We start from the raw sequence: 18,947 nt of genomic DNA on the forward strand, positions 1-18,947 counted from the left end.
TAGTTGTCATTCGAGTGACTGCTATGGGGTGAGGGACTACTGCTCGAAGAGCCTTCCATTTAATTAGAGCTGCATAACATTTTAGGTTTCTATATTTTTCACTCCGTTCAAGTCAGTTATATCATACCTCATCTTTCTGAGAAATGCTATATCGCTGGTGTAATCCCTATGAATTACATCTGAGCGTGCTAAAATTCCGCTGCAAGTTTCAGCAATTGCTGGCTCCATACTTCCGCAAAGCAGTAGTCTGCCTTTAATTCCCGCTTTTTCCCAAGCCCGCAACAGCAAATGAGCTCCTTTTCTGACGCAAACACTGCCCACAAAGATAACAGTAATCGTGTCTGACAGTGGCTTGTCGATCGAAAAATGCGGGAAGCGCTTGGGAGACCACCCGTAGCTGGTAAGGATCAGTTTATGTTCGGGAACTCCCGCTCCAATAAAAGATTTTTTAACCTCGGGGCTCGGACAAAAAATGAAATCAGCCAAACTAATTTCTTCCTCCTCTTGCTGAATCATATCAGCAGTAATTTTGTGTTGGGGAGCGATTCCTAAGCGGCTGGAAGCATCATCAATAATAAATTTTGCCTGCTTTGTATAGCAGTTGATGCGCTCCAAAAAAATGGGTTTGCTCTGCAGCTTCACTTTCCTAAAGGTTTCAATCGAAGTGTGAGGCCACAAATAAATTGCATCAAAATCCTTGATATCTCGGAGGAAACGCTTTTCTGTAAAATCTTTAGGCCAGTCAGCGCTGCGGTAATACAGCCATTGGAGGTATCTGGGTACAGCTTCCACAAGATTTGGTCTACGACATGATGGATCGCAATTCGGAACAACCATGCGGACTTGAGAGTCAGGGTAATTCCACGGTTCGCAGAGTGAAAAAAATATATGGCTGACTGCCCGATCGCTACAGTAAATTGGGAACAAAGAACTTAAATTCAGCATTTTTGACCAATCTCCACTCAAAATGATGGGTGTGGCTTAATACAGCATAAGCTATAGGCAGTTTAACACCGAAAACCGCAGCTCAATAGAAGTTACAATATAAAGTAAAGATATTGTGAACTTACCTTGAGTATCACTATATTATTAAAATAACAGCTCAGTAGTCGAATTTAAGAGGTAAGACTTGAAACAAGTTGGATTAGTGGCTATCGGACGCAATGAAGGCTCACGGCTTCGCCAGTGCCTAGTCTCGGCCACAGACAAACTTGCCCGCGTCGTCTACGTCGATTCCGGCTCAACAGACGGCAGCCTAGAGTTAGCCCGATCGCTCGGAGCCGATACAGTAGAACTCGACTTATCTATACCGTTTACCGCAGCACGCGCCAGAAACGAAGGCTTTGCCCGCTTGCTGGAACTAGCACCCGACATAGAATTGGTCCAATTTGTGGACGGTGATTGCGAATTAGTTGATGGATGGATCGATCGAGCCTACAGCGAACTCGCAGCCAAACCAGACGTAGCAGCAGTATGCGGGCGAAGGCGCGAACGATACCCCGAAGCAAGCATCTACAACCAATTGTGCGACATCGAGTGGGATACCCCCATCGGCGAAACTAAAGCCTGCGGTGGCGACTCCATGATGCGCGCCACAGCATTTCAGCAAGTCGAAGGTTTCAATCCCGCACTAATAGCCGGCGAAGAACCCGAACTCTGCTTGCGGCTTCGCCAAAAAGGTTGGAAAATCCTTCGCTTAGATGCAGAAATGACCCTGCACGACGCGCAAATGACGAGTTTCGCTCAGTGGTGGAAGCGGGCTCAAAGAGCGGGTCACGCCTATGCCGAAGGTTCCTGGATGCACGGCAGCGAACCAGAGCGCCATTGGGTCAAAGAAACCCGCAGCACCTGGTTTTGGGGATTAGTCTTGCCAGCGCTAGCCTTGGCAATGACATGGCCGACAAAAGGCTGGGGCTTGTTACTATTGAGTGGCTACCCCTTAGCAACCTATCGCACCTATAACTATTATATAAAGCATCGGGAGCTCACAACTAAAGAGGCAGCCATCTACGCTTTGTCATGTGTATTAGCCAAATTTCCTCAGCTACAAGGTCAAATCCAGTTTCACCAGCGCCGATTTCTGGGGCAGCAGAGCAAGCTAATCGAATACAAAACAACCAACTCTATTAATTCAGCCAGCTAGAATTACAGCTAACGTCCCAGAAAGTCCACCCCTGAGTAGCCAACAAATGAGTAATAAAAAATTAAAAGTTTTACTAATTGTAGAACAGTGCAATCCTGACTGGGCATCAGTACCTTTGGTGGGGTACAATTTTTTTCAGAAAATAAACAATTTAGTTGATGCAACACTGGTTACCCATATTAGAAATAAACCAGCCCTTGAAAAACACCCAGAATATGAAAAAACCATCTACCTTGAAGAAGGAAAGTTAGCGAAACAATATTATAAAATAGTCGAAAATCTTACCGCAACCGGGCGAATAAATTGGCCAATGTATCATGCCTTGAATTACCCCATTTATGAACAATTCAATCAACAAGTATATCAAAAATTTAAAGGAAAAATCCTCAAGGGAGATTATGACATAGTTCATGCAATTACCCCCATGATGCCCCGCTATCCGTTTAAGGTAGTCAGTGTATGCCAGCAGACTCCTTTTATTCTAGGGCCGGTGAATGGGGGCATTCCCTTTCCACCAGGTTTTCAAGAAACGGCAAGACAAGAATTTGCTCAATTTAACTTTTTGAGAGCAGTTGGTAGAGCTTTAATTCCAGGTTATGCAGAAACTTACCAAAAAGCCGACAAAATCTTAGCAGGTTCAAAATATACTTTAAATATGCTAAAAGATTTGTTTGCAATCCCTGACCAAAGAATTGATTTATTTTACGAAAATGGGATTTCCGAGAAATTTTTAAATCAAAAAAATATCCTTAATAAAGATGTTAGCAAGATCAATCTGCTTTTTGTGGGTCGGTTAGTTCCTTACAAATGCGCCGATATTGTCATTGAGTCTATTGGCCAATTAGACCCGGCAATTCAAAGTAAAATCCGCTTAATCATAGTAGGAGACGGCTCAGAAAAAAACAATTTGGAAAATAGAGTGAAGGAGCTTAATTTAGGCGAAATAGTCAGCTTTGCCGGATGGGTTAATCAACAAGAAACTCTGGATCATTACAGAAAAGCAGATATTTTTTGTTTCCCTTCGATCCGAGAGTTTGGCGGCGCAGTGGTAATGGAAGCTATGGCTTGCGGGCTCCCCTGCATAGTGGCTAATAACGGCGGTATTGGTGAATACGTGAATGAAGAAACTGGTTTTAAGATCGAGCCGATTTCTAGAGAGTATCTCACCCAGGAGTTGACAAGTAAAATTAAGCTGTTAGTCGAAGACGCTCGGCTGCGGGAAAGTATGTCAGCTAAGGCGATCGAAAAAGCCAGAGAATTTGCGTGGGAAAACAAAGCCAGAAAAATCGTCGAGATTTACGAAAAAATGCTCGGTGAAAAAAGTGTTAGTGCATCGACATAGTAGACCGATATTGTTGAGTTAAAAATGAGAAAGCAGGTAAGAAATGAAGGCAAAAATTGGATACTTTATTCCTCAATTTCCCGGACAAACACACATTTTTTTCTGGCGGGAGCGACAATTTCTTGCAGAACTTGGAATTGAAACAGATTTAGTATCAACTCAACCGCCCCCCAGAGCGCTCGCTTCTCACGTATGGGCAGAAGAAGCTCAAAAAAATACTGTTTATCTATTTCCCTTTGCTGCGAAAGATTTTATTAACTCATTCCTAGAGGTTCTCAAAGCTGGTCCCGCTGCATGGTGGCAGTGCCTCGCAGTTATTGCCAAAGCGAATGACACATCCTTATCTCAAAAGGTTCGGCTATTGGCATTGGTTTTTGTTGCTGGCAAACTGGCAGGGTTAGCAAGAACAAAAGGTTGGTCGCACATCCACGTTCATTCCTGTGCCAATGCCGCCAGTATAGCGATGTTCGCCTCATTACTCTCAAAAGTATCGTATAGCCTGACGCTGCACGGCCCCCTAACTGACTACGGCCCTGACCAAGAACAGAAATGGCACTTTTCTGCCTTTGCAATAGTCATTACTAAAAAGCTTTATGACGAAGTGAACAAATGCCTTGCGGGTCATCTTCCTCCAAAGGTTGAAATAGCTCCTATGGGGGTTGACCTCTCGCGTTTCCAAAGAAAAACACCATACTCCGCATGGAATGGAAGTGATGCTTGCCACATTTTTAGTTGCGGACGTCTCAACAGATGTAAAGGTCATGCGGATTTGATTGCTGCGATAGATATACTCAGAAAACGAGGATTTAATGTTGAGCTGCAAATTGCTGGAGAAGACGAACAGGGTGGCAGTGGCTACCGCCTGGAGTTAGAAAAGCTGATCGAACAGCTTGGCTTGAAAAGTTGTGTTACCCTTCTCGGTGCGGTGTCTGAAGATACCGTCAATGAGTCCCTAGAAAAAGCACAGGTATTTGCCCTTGCCAGTTGGCACGAACCTCTAGGTGTCGCCATCATGGAAGCGATGGCAATGGAGATGCCTGTAGTAGTTACCGGGTCAGGAGGAGTAAAGGAGCTTATAGATGACGGGATTGATGGGCTACTTGTAGAACCTGAAGCCCCCGAGCAATTAGCAGACGCGATCGCCAATCTACTCCAAAATCCAGAACTTGCTTTGAGCCTCAGTCAGGAATCCCGGAAAAAAATCATGGCCAAATTTAGCCACGGCCGCAGTGCAGAAACTTTAGCTCAGTGCTTGGAAAAACTTGGAATAACTAACCCGTCTTAGTGATTCCAAAGAAGAAATTTCATCTCAGAGTACATAAATCCAGTGGAGTCCCAAACAAGTTATGCGAATTTTAATTGTTGCTCAGAATGCCTCAACTAAATTCGGCGGCGAGTCATTGCTGCCGGTCAACTACTTCAGGATACTTCGATCGCGCCAAATAGAGACATGGTTAGTGACGCACGCCCGCACCCAGGCAGAACTCACAGGGCTGTTTCCAGAAGATTGTGATCGAATGCACTTTGTACCCGACACTTGGCTGCACCGGCTGCTTAACAATTGCGGGCGATTTATCCCTGAAAGAGTGAATGAATTTACTTTTGGGCTGCTCACTCACCTGTACACCCAAGTGCTACAGCGTCGTATTGTCCGGCGGCTGGTGAGCGAACACGAGATTGATATTGTACACGAACCGACACCTGTCTCGGCAACAGTTCCTTCGTTGATGTTCGGATTGGGGGTGCCGGTAGTTATCGGGCCGATGAACACGTCGGTTAAATTTCCTCTGGCTTTTCGATCGCGCCAAAATCCGACCATCGATATTTTAATCGCGATCGGTCACCAGTGCGTCGATTTCTTCAATCGTCTTTTTCCAGGTAAAATCAAAGCCGAGACGCTGTTAGTGGCAAACGATCGCACGAAGCAGGCACTTGCATCTGGGGTGCAGGGTAAAATTATGGAACTTGTGGAAAACGGCGTGGATTTCTCGGTGTGGCGAGCGGACTCTAGCTTATCAAGAGCAGGGATCGGGCAGGTTCATTTTATTTTTTTAGGCCGACTGATCGACTGGAAAGCTGTAGACTTGCTGCTAGAAGCCTTCGCGCCCGTCGCCGCTCAAACCGATGCAGTCTTGGAAATCATCGGTGATGGGCAAATCCGAGGGGAACTCGAAGCTCAAACAGCTCGTTTAGGCATCGACAGCAGCGTTGTATTTAGTGGCTGGCTGTCTCAGGAGGAGTGCGCTCTCAAAATGCAACAAGCTGATGCAATGGTTTTCCCCAGTTTGCGGGAACCAGGGGGAGCCGTGGTTTTGGAGGCAATGGCAGTGGGCTTGCCCGTCATAGCAACGAACTGGGGCGGCCCTGCAGATTATCTGAATTCCACTTGCGGTATTTTAGTAGAACCGACTTCTAAAGAAGGATTTGTCAAGGGACTGACAGATGCGATGCTCAAGCTCGCTCATTCAGCAGAATTGCGGCAGAGTATGGGTTGTGCGGGACGGGAACGAGTTCGGCAGCATTTTGATTGGGAACGCAAAGTCGATCGAATACTTGAAATTTATCAACAAACCATCGACGATTGCCCGAAGCATGAGGTAGCCGACCATTAAAGCATAAAGCAGCAGCTTTCAGGTTGAAAGCTGCTGCTTGGGGGTGCTAAAAAAGTATGTGGCGGTCCAAAGACCCCCCTGTACATCCTAGCGATCGATCTAAAAACGGGTTAACCCGTTTGTTTGGTTAACCCGCGAGCTTGGAAACTTGCAGTTCAATTAGTTTTGCACTACCAGCTTAACGTTGGCATTTTGCAAACCGCGCTGCTTGACTGCGGCCAAGGTCTTGTTAACTGCGTACTTCTGGTTGATAGAGTTGATTAACTCAGTTTGATTGTGTTTTTTGGCGACGCCCCAGAGGTCGGCAATCAGGTCAAAGGAACCATCGCTATTGCGAGACCAACCTAGGTCATATTCGCCTTCGAGAATCGCTACGATGTCGGAGCGAACGCGCTGACCGTTATAGCCACGAACATCAGCTTCTGACTTGACTGAAATGCCCAAGTCGCGCAGGGAAGCTTTCAGGATTTCGGCATCGGTGATTTTGGTACGCAGAGTGCTAAAGTGAGACATTGGATTTCCTCCTAATAAAACTGAGAGAGAAACAACAACGGTCTGGATTTAACGGTGCCGCTGGGCGGCTCTTCAATCGAACTGCTAGCTGTTGCTAGCCTTTGCTCCTGTTTGGACCAGGAGAAAGCTTTTAGAATTCCATTCGCTGATATTCAGCGACGGAAGACGCAGCGGGCCGTGCACGCTGTCTAGCCCAATCTCGAAGGGCGGTGACCTGTTCGGTCATTGTTTTAGACAGTGGCATTGTAGATTTAATGGCCGCGATGATGTCTAGCTGCGTAAACTCTCGATCTTGAGCGAAGGCTTCGTACATTGCGGCTACTAGCGCTTGCTCAATCTCTGCACCTGAAAAGCCCTCGGAAACATTGGAAAGTTGCTCTAAATCGAAGCGAGTAATTTCCCGACGCCGCTTTGACAGGTGAATCTTAAATATATCTTGGCGTTCTTCTTTGGTAGGCAGATCAACAAAGAAGAGTTCGTCGAATCGGCCTTTCCTCAAGAATTCTCCCGGCAACCGCTCGATTCGGTTGGCTGTTGCCATTACGAAGACTGGGGAAGTCTTTTCTTGCATCCAAGTGAGGAAGGAACCGAAAATCCGGCTGGAGGTGCCTCCGTCTGAGTCGGCCGAACCAGTGCCGCCTGCAAAGGCTTTGTCTAGTTCGTCGATGAACAGGAGGGCTGGAGAGATGGATTCTGCGGTTTTGAGGGCATTGCGGAGGTTGGCTTCTGAGCGACCCACCATCGAGCCGTCGTAAACTCTACCCATATCTAGCCTCAGCAGGGGCAGTCCCCAAAGGCGGGAGGTAGTCTTGGCAATCAGCGATTTTCCGCATCCTGGTACGCCGAGAATTAACATCCCTTTTGGTTGGGGCAGACCGTATTCTCTCGCCCTTTCTGTAAAGGCGTTGGAACGCTGTCTCAGCCACCGCTTCAGCTCTTCTAAACCGCCGACTGCATCCAGGGTTTCGTCTTCTTCAATGAACTCTAGAATGCCGTTGCGCCGAATTAATTGCTTTTTCTCTGAAAGAACTATGTCTACTTCTTCTTCTGTGAGGCGCCCAGTCGAAACTTGGGCTTTACGATAAACTTTTTCAGCTTCGTCCTTGGTCAATCCCAAGGCGGCTTTTAAAAGTTTTTCTCGCGCTTCTGTGGTAATGCGTCGCGATTTCGTTTGCTCCAACTGACCAGACAATACTTGGTTTAGTTCCTTCATGTCTGGCAACGCGAAGTCTAATACCACTACTTCCTTTTCTAGCTCAATCGGAATTTGCTGCAAAGGAGACATCAGTATAATTGTCTTTTGCGTTCCTTTGAAGTTGGCGATCGCATCGCGCAACCACCTCGTTACCGGAGGAGAATCTATAAAAGGATGCAAATCTTTGAAAATGTAGATGCTAGCGTTACTGTTGGGTTCTCGCTGCCTGATCACCCATTCAATTGCTGCCTCTGGCGAGACGGTGTTGTGTTGGGTGGTGGTGCGGGGTTGACCATACTCCACAATGCCGTGAGTTACAGTCCAGATAAATACTCGTCGCTGTGGTTTTGCTTGAGCTATTGTCGAAATTGCTTGCTCACACCGCTCTTCCTCGGATGTCACGAGGTAGATCAGAGGATATTGAGCTTGGATTAGAATACTGATCTCTTCTTGCATAGTCCTCGACCCACTAGAGACGGTGCTATCTTTGCTGAATCTCAATGCTGCCCTTCGTCCTCTTACTGAAAATTTCAGTTTTAGCTTTTTGGGGAAGCAAGGCATTCTTAGCAGGGAACCAATTCTTCCTCTCCCGGTTTAGCCGTGCTGGCGCTGACGCCCGACACCTGCTTTACTGGAAGATCCTGTTCAGCCAATACGCTCGGCTGACTTGTTACGGAGGCCAGTTCTCCATCTCGCATTACTACTGAACCCGTGCATTCTGGACAGTTGTATACCCGATGGGTTTGTCCGTAGGAGGCTTCTACTTCGTCAACCAGTTCGGGATTTCCTAGGTAGAAGACAATTGCCCTTTCTGCAATTGATGACATCGGTTCAGTTTCGACTGCGGCTCGGATTTTGAGCTGGCGATGCAGTTCTGGTGGAAGATACAATGTAACTTTTTGCTTTTCTTGCATATGACAGTGAATTGACTTACCCGGGTATGTATATCAGATTAGCCGCTTAATTCTTTGCTGTCAAGCCTCTATGCAGCTTTAGCGTCATCTTGTAATATTTCGTTACATTTAAGGTAAATGTGGGGCTGTTAATAACGAAAAAGTTAGGGGTGTAGCTGATGAGGCCGAGGTGCAGTGGCAGGTATGGGTAGCGTCAAGGACGATCGACCAACTATAAATATGAACAATAGATATATAAGAGTAGGGCCAACAAATCCTTTGAGTGGCCATCTGGGGCTGAGTGCGCCATCAGCACTCAGCCCGCTCATGAGTGGTGAAGAATGCCCCCAAAGGCTTGAAATGTCATAGGGGGCGATCGGTAATATATACTTGGATGCGAACCTGCTAACCTGAAATTTTTAATTTTAGATATCCAAGAACTGACTGATGGATTTAGACCAACAGATTCAAGCATTGATCGAAAAAGCTCCGCCCGACGGTTCAACGCCACAAATCTTAAAGGCGATCGCCCCGGCACTGGTGTTACTTGCCCAACAGCTACAGCACCTCGAATACTCGATCCTGCAAGCGGTAGACCAAAGTTGGGCGATCGTGGTTTTGAGCAATCTCAAGCAACCGGGACGGGAGAAGAGGGTGATTTATGCTTGGAACAGTCTTAAAGATGCGTCGCAGGCTGCGGCTGCTGGGGGCGATCGCCTCAGACCGGTACTTTTGCCTGTCACTCACATTTTATTTCAGATGATAGCTCTTGAAGGTCTTGACAGCATTGTTTTTTTTGAAAGTCCCGGCAATCAGGAAGTCGGGACGGAAATCCCTCGTGAGCAAGTACAGAGCTTAATTAACGTTTACTTGCAACAGTATCGATCGGCTCCACCGCCGGATATTGCCTAAACAACTCAATTTTCTATTTATTGGTAACAGGGGATTAGGAATTGGGAATTACGCATTACCAATTCCCCATTACCAATAAAATGTAACTTTTTAACCTCTAATAAAGTCTACTCAAAACGTATTCAGCCAAATCAATCAAAGCTTGACGGGACTCTGAATGGGGCAGCGCAGCTAAGTATTCGACGGCTTTCTGTGCGTGATTTGTGGCTAGTTCTCGCGAGCGCTCTATGCCTTTAGAATCTTCTACAAGTGCCAAGGCCTGCTCTATATCTCCTTCTTGGGCAAATTCGCGTTCTATGAGAACTTCCAAGTAAGGCTTTTCTTCTAGGGCAAATAGTGCTGGTGCTGTCAGATTACCGCTTCTGAGATCCGAGCCTGCTGGTTTCCCCAAAGTTTCCGTTGAAGCGGTGAAATCTAATATATCATCTACTATTTGGAATGCCAAACCAATGTTGCGACCGTAGTTGTACAAATCGTCTGCTATTTCCGCTGAAACTTCGCTCAAACAGCCCGCTGCTTTGGAACTGTTGGCAATTAAAGACGCTGTTTTGTAATAACTTTTTTCTAGGTACGCTTCGATCGACAAGCTGGTGTCAAATCCATTTAGTCCCTGTTGAATTTCCCCCTCAGCTAAATCCATAATCACTTCTGAAAGCAGTTTGACTACTGGCAGGTTGTCGAGATTTGCCAAATGCCAGGAAGATTGAGCAAACAGAAAATCTCCCGCCAATACTGCCACTCGGTTGTTAAACCGACTGTGAACAGTCGGCACTCCGCGCCGCAGATCCGACTCGTCCACCACGTCGTCGTGCACGAGACTAGCTGTGTGGATCATTTCCGTGATTTCAGCGAGGCGGCGGTGTTTTTCCGTGATTTCCCGATCGGGCATAGTCGCCTTGGCCATCAACAAAACGATTGCGGGTCTCACTCGTTTTCCCTTTGTGCCGAATAAGTATTCTGCAGCCGCGTACAAGATGGGATGACGGGCACCCACTAACTGTTTTAAGTTTTCTGTCAACAGTCGCAGGTCTTCTTCAACCGAGGAAAATAGGAGAGTGCTAGAGATCATGGATACGCCGACTCAAGCCGTAAAGTAACAAAATTTTACAAATCATATCTTTATTTTAAGGTAATTCTCTGCAATAGAAAAGAAAAATCTAGGCGATCGGCAGTTATTTGTCATCTGTCACCCGATGGTAGTCACCCGCCTGCCAGAGGCGAGTTGCCGACTCTCAGAGGCGTTGCCCCTATTGTATCGAATTGTTAAGGACACTGCCCAAAAATCTCTAAATCCCAGAAACCCTGTGTTATTATGGGTATTAAGGATTTAAACAATTCTATACATTAAGTACAGCCAGTAAGTACAGCCAGTAAGTACAGCCAGTAAGTACAGCCAGTAAGTACAGCCAGTAAGTACAGCCAGTAAGTACAGCCAGTAAGTACAGCCAGTAAGTACAGCCAGTAAGTACAGCCAGTAAGTACAGCCAGTAAGTACAGCCAGACTGGCAGGTAGCTTTTAAGTGCCTGTAAAAGTTTCGTAGAGCCAGCCTTGTTAGTCGATCGCAGCCAAAATTTCTGGGACAGATTTTTAGTTCCTCGCGGCTAAAAGTTTTCAGAAGTTAAGAGTAGCGCATCTTATGTGCACGGTAGCTCAAAGCAGCTAAAGTGGATGGTTTTAGGCTGTTTAAGCATCTGTAAAGCAGTAAATCATTATTGATGACGGGGAACCCCTAAATGTTCCCGCAGGCTTGATATGGAAAAACAGCCTTCAGAACCAAGGCATGGTCTTGCGTGCTGACTTAATGTAGTAGGTCTTGAACTTGTCCTGCTCCTCCTCGTCCTTGACTTTTGGTTCTAATTATGATTTATCGCGATATTCCTCTAATTATTCCCATTCTGGCCGCCGGCTATGTAATGACTATTTATGTAGTGCTGATGTTGGCCGAACGCAGCGCTAAAATCACTCGATTGGGCGAGTAGTGCACTGCTGGGCAGCCGAAGTCGGCAGCAGCGTCCTCGCTTCACCCTTGAAAATTCGGAATACTCAATAATAACCCTGCCTTGAATGCTTGCACGCAAAGGCAGGGTTATTATTTACAATTACCGGCACCATGATTTTCTGGGCTGCTAGTTACTGCAACACATAGCTACAGTTATCGATGTTCAATGCCCACAGCCTGTGAGGCAGGATATTATATTTAGTAGCAGCTTGTATCGCTCACAGCAAGTTTCATGTCAGGGAAACCCGACCACTATTCCGAGAAAGCTATTAATAAATTACTCTCAAAAAGGCTGAGTTTGTAGTTGTCGGTTATTTTGTCCAAAATTGCAATATTCCTATTTGGTAGGCTCAGAACTTACAGGAATAAAACGCGAAATTTCTGAATATAGGAACCTGCTTGCTCAACTGAAGGAATCCATAAACTTGCACTGCAATCAAATATTTCATTAAAAGGTGATTAAAGGGCTTATTCAGGCAGATAGTCTCTGCGATTTATTCACATATTCCCAAGAAGAGAATTTGCGAGACAGAGCCACAAAAGGAATTTTTAATTTAAAAAATATTCTCGATATAACTGTAGGGTAGAAAAGTGATGACCAATATTAATCACCCATTAAAACTTTATTAAGTTTTGATTAAAATAACTAAAACACAAAGTAGAAGTTGTCAGAAATTCTCAACTTCCACTGGCTAAATTGTTGTGTAATCCCGACGAACTGAAACAAGTTTCCATAAATATGATGCACAATGGTTTACAAGCGATAGAGAATTGCCGAGTTTTAAAAGTAGAGGTGAGAGCAGAAAATCAGAGCCTGCTCGTCAGTGGCAACTGAATTACCCAGGAATTTTGCTACGAATATTTGATCGGTTCTTTACCCTAAAACCCCACGACGGCAGCGGGTTGGGACGGGAGATTGTTAAAAAAAGTGTGGCAAAAAATTCGGGTAAAATAGAAGTAACATCAGTTATTGGTCAAAGGACGTGTATTGTGTCAATTCCGATCGCCGTTGAGCGCGATCGCACTAAAAATCATACCAATGCGGGACTAAAAATACAACTCTAGACCGATGTCAAGTCTCGATTGCCGTGAGTGTGTCGCGAGTGTAAAATCTGAAATCTAAAATGTTATTAAGTGGCGGTTCCGCCTGCATCCCTCCCCTTTAATTTGCCCATGTCAACAACAGTTTCTGATACCCAAAGCTTGCTAGAACAGGCGATCGACCCCAAACCGCCGGTGGTGCCTCCAGATACACCCTTGAAAGTCGCAATTGCTGCCATGACTCAGGCGGGTGCCAGTTGCATTTTAATTGCGTTTGAGCAGCAACTGCTCGGAATTTTTACAGAACGCGATGTTGTGAAAATAACTGCTAGCGAAATACCGCTAGCAGGGGTGGCAATTTCTGAGGTAATGACTGAAAACCCGATCGCTATTTCCCTCGATCAGGAGGGAAATATCTTCAAGGTATTGAGCATATTGCGATCGAAAAGAATCCGTCATTTACCCCTCACAGATGAAGGTGGCAACTTGCTAGGCGCTATCACCTGTGAAAGCATCCGTCAAATCCTCAAACCGGCCGATTTGTTAAAAATGTGGCGCGCCGAAGAAATTATGACCACACAAGTAATAGTTACCTCAAGCAGCGCCTCAGTTTTAGAAGTCGTAAAACAGATGAGAACCCAGCGGAAAAGCTGCATAGTCATTTGCACTGAAAGCGACAACAAAAATCAGAAACCTGTGGGCATAATTACAGAACGCGACATTGTTGAATTCCAAGCTTCTGGACTAGATTTCGCAGGTACTCCAGTCACCGTCGCGATGAGTTTTCCGCTGATACCGTTGCAGGCAAAAGCCACCTTATGGCAGGCTCACCAGTTAATGCAGCAGCACCATATCCGGCGCTTGGTGGTGGTGGACGAGGAAGGATATTTAGCCGGAATTGTGACTGAAATTAGCTTGCTGGAGGCCTTAGATCCGGTAGAAATGCACGCCAATGTCGAGCTTTTGCAGGAAACTGTTGCCGACAAAATTCAGGAGTTGAACAAAATGAACGAAGAGTTGCAAAAAGAAGCGTTGCGGAGAACAGAGGTCGAGGAAAAATTGCGAATTTTAAATGATAACTTGGAAGAACAAATCAAACAGCGAACTTTAGAATTAATTAATGCCAACAGTCAGTTAAAAAAGGAGATACAAGACCGCACCACCGCTGAAGCTGAAGTTCGCCGCCTCAACACGGAACTCGAACAGCGAGTTCTAGACCGCACGGTTCAACTAGCAGCCAGTAACGAAGAATTGCAGCAACAAATTAGCGATCGAAAATTGCTCGAAGAAAAATTGCACTTTTCCGAAAGGAAAGTCCGCGCCGTTTTTGAAGCGATGACAGACATCGTTCTCGTGCTAGACAGTCAGCGGAACATAGAAGTTTTGCCAACGAATGTGGCAGCGGCTCCTGAGCCTGATTGCGATATACTTAGCTTGACCATAGAACATTTTTTTGACGATGAAAACCCAGATGATTGGTGGGTGTTAGTTCAGCAAGTGTTAGAAACACAACAAACTCTCAATTTTGACTACAGCTTAACAGTTTGTGGTCGCACAATTTGGTTTTCCGCCTGCATTTCTCTCTTCTCACAAGATGCAGTCATTTGGGTTGCCCGCAACATCAATGCCCGCAAAATAGCCGAGTCCGCGCTGTGCCAAAAAAATGCAGAATTATCTCATACCTTAGAAGAACTGAAGCGCACTCAAAAAGAACTCATTCAATCAGAAAAAATGGCAGCCCTCGGACAGTTAATTGCCGGAGTGGCTCATGAAATCAATTCTCCTTTAGGGGCGATTCGCTCTTCGGTGCAGAACATCGCCGACTTCTGGACTGAACAATTGCAGCAGTTGCCGATATTTTTTCAACAACTATCCCCACAACGGCGACAGGATTTGTTTGCTTTGCTACACAAGTCCAGTCAAGAAACAGATACATTATCTAGCAAAGAAAAACGTCAGTTAAAAAAACTTCTGCAGCGACAATTAGAATCAGAAAACATTGACGACGCCGCCAGTCTTGCCTGTACTTTATTAGATATCGGCATCGGCAATAATGTAGAAGGTTTTTTACCTTTGTTGAAAGACAGCCAAAGTCGAAATATTGTACAAACTGCCTACCAATTTGCTACGGTACAAAAAAGCACTAAAAATATTGCTACGGCCACGGATAGAGCCGCTAAAATCGTTTTTGCTTTAAAAAGCTACTCTCGTTACGACCAGTCTGGTTCCAAAGTAATCGCTAATATTACCGACGGTATTGATACTGTTTTAACGCTTTACCACTACCAAATTAAACACGGTGTGGAAGTAGTCAGAAACTATGGTACTAATTTGCCCTCTGTGCTATGCTATCCTGATGAACTCAATCAAATTTGGACAAATTTGGTTCACAATGCTTTACAAGCGATGGGTAACAAAGGAGTGTTAAAAATTGATATCAAACACCAAGGGGACGTAATATCAGTCAGTATTACCGACAGTGGTCCCGGCATTCCCCCAGAAATTATGCCGAGAATTTTTGAGCCTTTTTTCACGACTAAACCTCCCGGGGAAGGCAGTGGTTTGGGATTAGATATAGTTCAAAAAATTCTACAAAAACACCAAGGTGAACTGCAAGTAGAAAGCGTGCCTGGTGAAACAAAATTTACTATATCCTTGCCCATCGAAATTCCTTGAGAGCAATTAAAAAAAGAGGGGAAAGCCCAAGTTTTAAAATTTAATAGAAGTAAAGTTTTATGTCTAAACCAATAATTTTGTGCGTTGACGATGAAGTGGTGGTCTTAAATAGTTTAAAAATTCAACTTAAAAAAGAATTTGGGGATGCTTACCTCTATGAAGTAGCAGAAAATGCAGATGAAGCTCTGGAAATTATGGAGGAAATTCAAAAAGAAGATGAAAGTGATATTTTGGTCATAGTATCGGACTGGTTAATGCCGGGTATTAAAGGAGATGATTTTTTGATTATGGTTCACAAAAAATATCCTAATATTGTGAAAGTCATGCTGACCGGGCAAGCCGACGAAGTAGCAATAGCACGAGTGAAAGAGCAAGCAAACTTGCACCGTTGTTTGTACAAGCCGTGGGAGCGCAAAGAATTAGTAGAAACTATAAAATCTGGTTTGACAAAAATATGAACAATAAACCTGTGATTATTTGCGTGGATGACGAACCAATAATTCTGGAAAGTTTGAAAATTGAGTTAAAAAAAACTCTGGGGGAAGAACATTTATTAGAAACCGCTGAAGGCGGCGAAGATGCTTTAGAGTTAATAGAGGAATTACTGACCGAGGGCAGCGAAATTGTAGCAGTTATTTCCGACTATCTGATGCCGAATATCAAAGGGGATGAATTGCTGAAGCAGATTCACAGAATTTCGCCAAAAACTATCAAAATTATGCTGACGGGGCAAGCCGACCTAGAAGCGGTGGCGAATACGATTAAATATGCTAAATTGTACCGATACATATCGAAACCTTGGCAGTCAGAAGATTTGAAGTTGACGGTAAAAGAAGCGATTAACAGCTATTTTAGGGAGAAGCAATTAGCGGAACAAAATGCTCAACTCCAAAAGCTAAATCAAGAATTGGAAACTTTAGTCGAGGAGCGGACTGCACAACTGCGCTTGTCTGAGGAAAAGTTTGCTAAAGCTTTTCGTTCTTCTCCCAACCCGATTGCTATTACCAGACTTAAGGACGGTCGTTATTTAGAAATTAATCAGGCTTTTTGCCAGACAATCGGTTATTCAGCCGCAGAAATCCTCGATCGCACGGCGCTTGATTTGAATCTGTGGGATAATATACAAGCCCGCGCCGACTTGTTTAAAATGTTAGATGAGAAACAAATTATTCTCAACTACGAATTTGATTTTCGCACTAAAACAGGGGGACTCCGAACCGGGCTGCTGTCAGCAGAAATCATTGACATTCATGGCGAAACCTGCATGATTTCTGTGATTCAAGATATTAGCGATCGCAAATTAGCCGAAGAAAAACTCCGAGCTGTAGCGGCTTCTTTAGCAGCAGCACAAAGAATCGCCCGTGTCGGTAATTGGGAATGCGATTTCTCTGCCAACACAACTACTTGGTCAGAAGAGTTATCTCGGATTTTTGGCCTCGATCCAACCCAGCCTGCGCCCACACTAACTGAGTTTTCGCAATACGTGCATCCGGACGATCGACAAAAGTGGCAAACAACGCTCGATACTGCTATTGCTAGCGGGCAATGTTACAGTTTGGAATATCGAATTCTGCGGCAGGAACCGAAAATCGCTGCGGATAATTGCCAGCCAAAAATAAGTGAAGCCGGCTTCATCCGCTACATGGAAGCCAGAGGAGAAGTAGTTGTCAACCAACAAGGTCAAGTGACAAAACTATTCACAACTTTGATGGACATTACCCCACGCAAGCTGGCAGAAATAGCTCTTGCAGAGAGCGAAGAAAAATACCGTCATTTAGTTGAAACTTCCCAAGATATTATCTGGTCTTGCAATGCTGAAGGACACATTACTTTTGTGAACCAAGCAGTTAAACAAATCTACGGTTACGAACCTGAAGAAATGCTCGGCTGTTCTTTTAGCGATTTCTTGGCCCCAGGAGAAATAGACTGGAAATGGGAACTTCAGCAGCGCTTGCTGACGGGAAAAACTGTGTTTCAGTACGAAAATATAGTATTAGGCAAAGACGGCAGAAAGATTGATGTAAATACCAAGGCGATCGCGCGCATGGACGCTGAAGGAAACATCATCGGCACAACAGGCACTGCTAGCGATATTACCGAACGCAAACAAGCTGAAATAGCCCTGCAAAAAGCCAAAGAAGAAGCCGACAGAGCGAACCGGGCAAAAAGCGAATTTCTCTCGAATATGAGCCACGAATTGCGAACTCCCCTCAACGCAATTCTCGGTTTCAGCCAACTGCTGGCCCGCGACCCCGACCTCGGTGCCGACCAACAGCAATACTTAGGAATTATTAGCCAGAGCGGGGAACATTTGCTAGTTTTGATTAACAATATTCTACAAATGTCAAAAATTGAAGTCGGGCTGGTGACACTTAATAACAGCACCTTTGACTTGCACAAAATGCTAAAAAACACTGAAAATATGCTGAAGCTGCAAGCCGAAAAAAAAGGGTTGCAGTTAATTTTTGATTACCCACCAGACCTACCTAAATATATAGAAGCCGACGAAAGCAAGTTGCGCCAAGTCTTGATAAATGTAGTCGGAAATGCTATTAAGTTTACTACGGAAGGTGGTGTTAATTTGAGAATTAAACATGAGGAGTTAAAAACTAAAACTCATGGAGAGATTCCGCTAATTGACAGTTGCTATTTACTATTTGAAGTGCAAGACACTGGCTCAGGAATTTCTGCGGAAGAAATGGAGAATTTGTTTAAACCTTTCGCGCAAACAGAAAGCGGAAAAAAAGCTCAAGAAGGAACCGGTTTAGGCTTGCCAATCAGTAAACAGTTTGTTCAGTTAATGGGGGGGAAAATTACGGTAACAAGCACCCTCGGTCGCGGCAGCATTTTTAAATTTGATGTTAAAGTTTCGCTCCCTAATGCAGTGGAAATTCAGGTGGCTCAAACAGCTCGCCGAGTGGTGGGGCTGGAACCCGGACAGCCTGAATACCGGATTTTAGCTGTTGACGATCGCCTGGAAAGCCGCTTGCTGTTGGTCAGAATGCTGACATCGCTGGGCTTTGCGGTGAAGGACGCGGAAAATGGGCTTCAAGCTGTGGAAATGTGGTCGAGTTGGGAACCTCATTTGATTTGGATGGATATGCGGATGCCGGTGATGGACGGTTACGAAGCTACTAAACAGATTAAAGCGCATTTGAAAGGTCAAGCAACGGTGATTATTGCTCTGACTGCAAGTGCTTTTGATGAGGAGCGATCGCTGATTTTGTCTGCTGGGTGCGATGATTTTGTAGCGAAGCCTTTTCGGGAGCAAGTGATTCTGGAAAAGATGGCTAAGTATTTGGGAGTCCGCTATGTTTACGATCGAGAAGCTTCGCTAAGTTCTGATCCTGCGGTGTTCGCCGAGGTTTCCACGGCAACTGAAACGGCTGATTTGGCTTGTACGCTCAATAGTTCATTTTTGGAAGCTATGCCTGCTGAATGGGTTGATAAATTGTATTCTGCCGCGGATGCGGTTGATAACGAGGAGATTTTTCGGCTGTTGTTGTCGATTCCTCCTATTAATGCTAGTTTCCGCAGCGCGATCGCCGATTTGGCGAATAACTTCCGATGCGATCGGATTATCGATTTAATTGAAGAGTTTAGAAATTGTTGAAGGATGA

Annotated in this window: 14 protein-coding genes; 9 read left to right on the forward strand and 5 right to left on the reverse strand. The window is 45.0% G+C overall.

Annotated features, from left to right (window positions below; translation table 11 throughout):
- Nucleotides 1–81: 81 nt before the first annotated feature.
- Nucleotides 82–945 carry a glycosyltransferase family protein gene (locus D0A37_RS25350; protein WP_242718644.1) on the reverse strand — a complete coding sequence of 288 codons (864 nt, stop codon included), beginning with the start codon at nt 943–945 and terminating at the stop codon, nt 82–84.
- A 184-nt stretch (nt 946–1,129) separates the two neighbouring features.
- Here D0A37_RS25350 and D0A37_RS25355 point away from each other — a divergent pair, with 184 nt between their 5' ends.
- The 4 genes from D0A37_RS25355 (at nt 1,130) to D0A37_RS25370 (ending at nt 6,097) form a co-directional block, all read left to right on the forward strand.
- On the forward strand, nt 1,130–2,143 hold the full coding sequence (locus tag D0A37_RS25355; RefSeq protein ID WP_242718646.1) for a glycosyltransferase family 2 protein: 1,014 nt from the start codon (nt 1,130–1,132) through the stop codon (nt 2,141–2,143).
- Between the two features lie 46 nt (nt 2,144–2,189).
- The gene (locus D0A37_RS25360; RefSeq protein ID WP_242718648.1) at nt 2,190–3,485 is read left to right on the forward strand and encodes a glycosyltransferase family 4 protein; all 1,296 of its coding nucleotides are present in this window, start codon (nt 2,190–2,192) and stop codon (nt 3,483–3,485) included.
- A gap of 43 nt (nt 3,486–3,528) precedes the next feature.
- Nucleotides 3,529–4,770 (forward strand): exopolysaccharide biosynthesis GT4 family glycosyltransferase EpsE, encoded by a 1,242-nt coding sequence (epsE, locus tag D0A37_RS25365; protein ID WP_242718650.1) that lies wholly within the window; start codon nt 3,529–3,531, stop codon nt 4,768–4,770.
- 61 nt (nt 4,771–4,831) lie between these two features.
- Nucleotides 4,832–6,097 carry a glycosyltransferase family 4 protein gene (locus D0A37_RS25370; RefSeq protein WP_242718652.1) on the forward strand — a complete coding sequence of 422 codons (1,266 nt, stop codon included), beginning with the start codon at nt 4,832–4,834 and terminating at the stop codon, nt 6,095–6,097.
- A gap of 159 nt (nt 6,098–6,256) precedes the next feature.
- On the opposite strand, the gene D0A37_RS25375 is transcribed toward D0A37_RS25370, so the two are convergent.
- The 3 genes from D0A37_RS25375 to D0A37_RS25385 all read right to left on the reverse strand — a co-directional run bounded on the left by D0A37_RS25375 (nt 6,257) and on the right by D0A37_RS25385 (nt 8,719).
- The gene (locus D0A37_RS25375) at nt 6,257–6,610 is read right to left on the reverse strand and encodes a DUF1257 domain-containing protein (RefSeq protein ID WP_006635781.1); all 354 of its coding nucleotides are present in this window, start codon (nt 6,608–6,610) and stop codon (nt 6,257–6,259) included.
- A gap of 130 nt (nt 6,611–6,740) precedes the next feature.
- Nucleotides 6,741–8,261, reverse strand: coding sequence for a stress-responsive protein Ycf46 (gene ycf46, locus D0A37_RS25380; protein WP_006635782.1), 1,521 nt, complete (start codon nt 8,259–8,261; stop codon nt 6,741–6,743).
- Nucleotides 8,262–8,368: 107 nt separating this feature from the next.
- Nucleotides 8,369–8,719: a slr0373 family blue light stress response protein gene (locus D0A37_RS25385; protein WP_006635783.1), complete on the reverse strand. Its 351-nt coding sequence runs from the start codon at nt 8,717–8,719 to the stop codon at nt 8,369–8,371.
- A gap of 426 nt (nt 8,720–9,145) precedes the next feature.
- Here D0A37_RS25385 and D0A37_RS25390 point away from each other — a divergent pair, with 426 nt between their 5' ends.
- Nucleotides 9,146–9,610: a hypothetical protein gene (locus D0A37_RS25390; RefSeq protein WP_242718654.1), complete on the forward strand. Its 465-nt coding sequence runs from the start codon at nt 9,146–9,148 to the stop codon at nt 9,608–9,610.
- A gap of 97 nt (nt 9,611–9,707) precedes the next feature.
- Here D0A37_RS25390 and sds read toward each other — a convergent pair whose 3' ends face one another.
- The gene (gene sds, locus D0A37_RS25395) at nt 9,708–10,679 is read right to left on the reverse strand and encodes a solanesyl diphosphate synthase (protein WP_190658411.1); all 972 of its coding nucleotides are present in this window, start codon (nt 10,677–10,679) and stop codon (nt 9,708–9,710) included.
- Between the two features lie 1,780 nt (nt 10,680–12,459).
- Between sds and D0A37_RS25400 the strand changes: the two genes are divergently transcribed.
- The 4 genes from D0A37_RS25400 to D0A37_RS25415 all read left to right on the forward strand — a co-directional run bounded on the left by D0A37_RS25400 (nt 12,460) and on the right by D0A37_RS25415 (nt 18,940).
- Entirely contained in the window at nt 12,460–12,675 is a 216-nt protein-coding gene (locus D0A37_RS25400; protein ID WP_242718656.1) for a hypothetical protein, read from the forward strand.
- Between the two features lie 108 nt (nt 12,676–12,783).
- Entirely contained in the window at nt 12,784–15,327 is a 2,544-nt protein-coding gene (locus D0A37_RS25405) for a CBS domain-containing protein (protein ID WP_242718658.1), read from the forward strand.
- A 59-nt stretch (nt 15,328–15,386) separates the two neighbouring features.
- Nucleotides 15,387–15,785 carry a response regulator gene (locus tag D0A37_RS25410; protein ID WP_242718660.1) on the forward strand — a complete coding sequence of 133 codons (399 nt, stop codon included), beginning with the start codon at nt 15,387–15,389 and terminating at the stop codon, nt 15,783–15,785.
- Nucleotides 15,782–18,940 (forward strand): PAS domain S-box protein, encoded by a 3,159-nt coding sequence (locus D0A37_RS25415; protein ID WP_242718662.1) that lies wholly within the window; start codon nt 15,782–15,784, stop codon nt 18,938–18,940. Before D0A37_RS25410 ends, D0A37_RS25415 begins: the two co-directional genes overlap by 4 nt.
- Nucleotides 18,941–18,947 lie beyond the last annotated feature (7 nt).

Origin of the sequence: Microcoleus vaginatus HSN003, from assembly GCF_022701255.1 — a bacterium.
Taxonomy (GTDB): domain Bacteria; phylum Cyanobacteriota; class Cyanobacteriia; order Cyanobacteriales; family Microcoleaceae; genus Microcoleus; species Microcoleus vaginatus_B.

Excerpts from the sequence above, each read along its gene's own strand:
- D0A37_RS25350 (WP_242718644.1), bottom strand. The coding sequence starts at position 945 with ATGCTGAATTTAAGTTCTTTGTTCCCAATTTACTGTAGCGATCGGGCA.
- D0A37_RS25360 (WP_242718648.1), top strand. The coding sequence starts at position 2,190 with ATGAGTAATAAAAAATTAAAAGTTTTACTAATTGTAGAACAGTGCAAT.
- epsE (WP_242718650.1), top strand. The coding sequence starts at position 3,529 with ATGAAGGCAAAAATTGGATACTTTATTCCTCAATTTCCCGGACAAACA.
- D0A37_RS25370 (WP_242718652.1), top strand. The coding sequence starts at position 4,832 with ATGCGAATTTTAATTGTTGCTCAGAATGCCTCAACTAAATTCGGCGGC.
- D0A37_RS25375 (WP_006635781.1), bottom strand. The coding sequence starts at position 6,610 with ATGTCTCACTTTAGCACTCTGCGTACCAAAATCACCGATGCCGAAATC.
- ycf46 (WP_006635782.1), bottom strand. The coding sequence starts at position 8,261 with ATGCAAGAAGAGATCAGTATTCTAATCCAAGCTCAATATCCTCTGATC.
- D0A37_RS25385 (WP_006635783.1), bottom strand. The coding sequence starts at position 8,719 with ATGCAAGAAAAGCAAAAAGTTACATTGTATCTTCCACCAGAACTGCAT.
- D0A37_RS25390 (WP_242718654.1), top strand. The coding sequence starts at position 9,146 with ATGGATTTAGACCAACAGATTCAAGCATTGATCGAAAAAGCTCCGCCC.
- sds (WP_190658411.1), bottom strand. The coding sequence starts at position 10,679 with ATGATCTCTAGCACTCTCCTATTTTCCTCGGTTGAAGAAGACCTGCGA.
- D0A37_RS25405 (WP_242718658.1), top strand. The coding sequence starts at position 12,784 with ATGTCAACAACAGTTTCTGATACCCAAAGCTTGCTAGAACAGGCGATC.
- D0A37_RS25410 (WP_242718660.1), top strand. The coding sequence starts at position 15,387 with ATGTCTAAACCAATAATTTTGTGCGTTGACGATGAAGTGGTGGTCTTA.
- D0A37_RS25415 (WP_242718662.1), top strand. The coding sequence starts at position 15,782 with ATGAACAATAAACCTGTGATTATTTGCGTGGATGACGAACCAATAATT.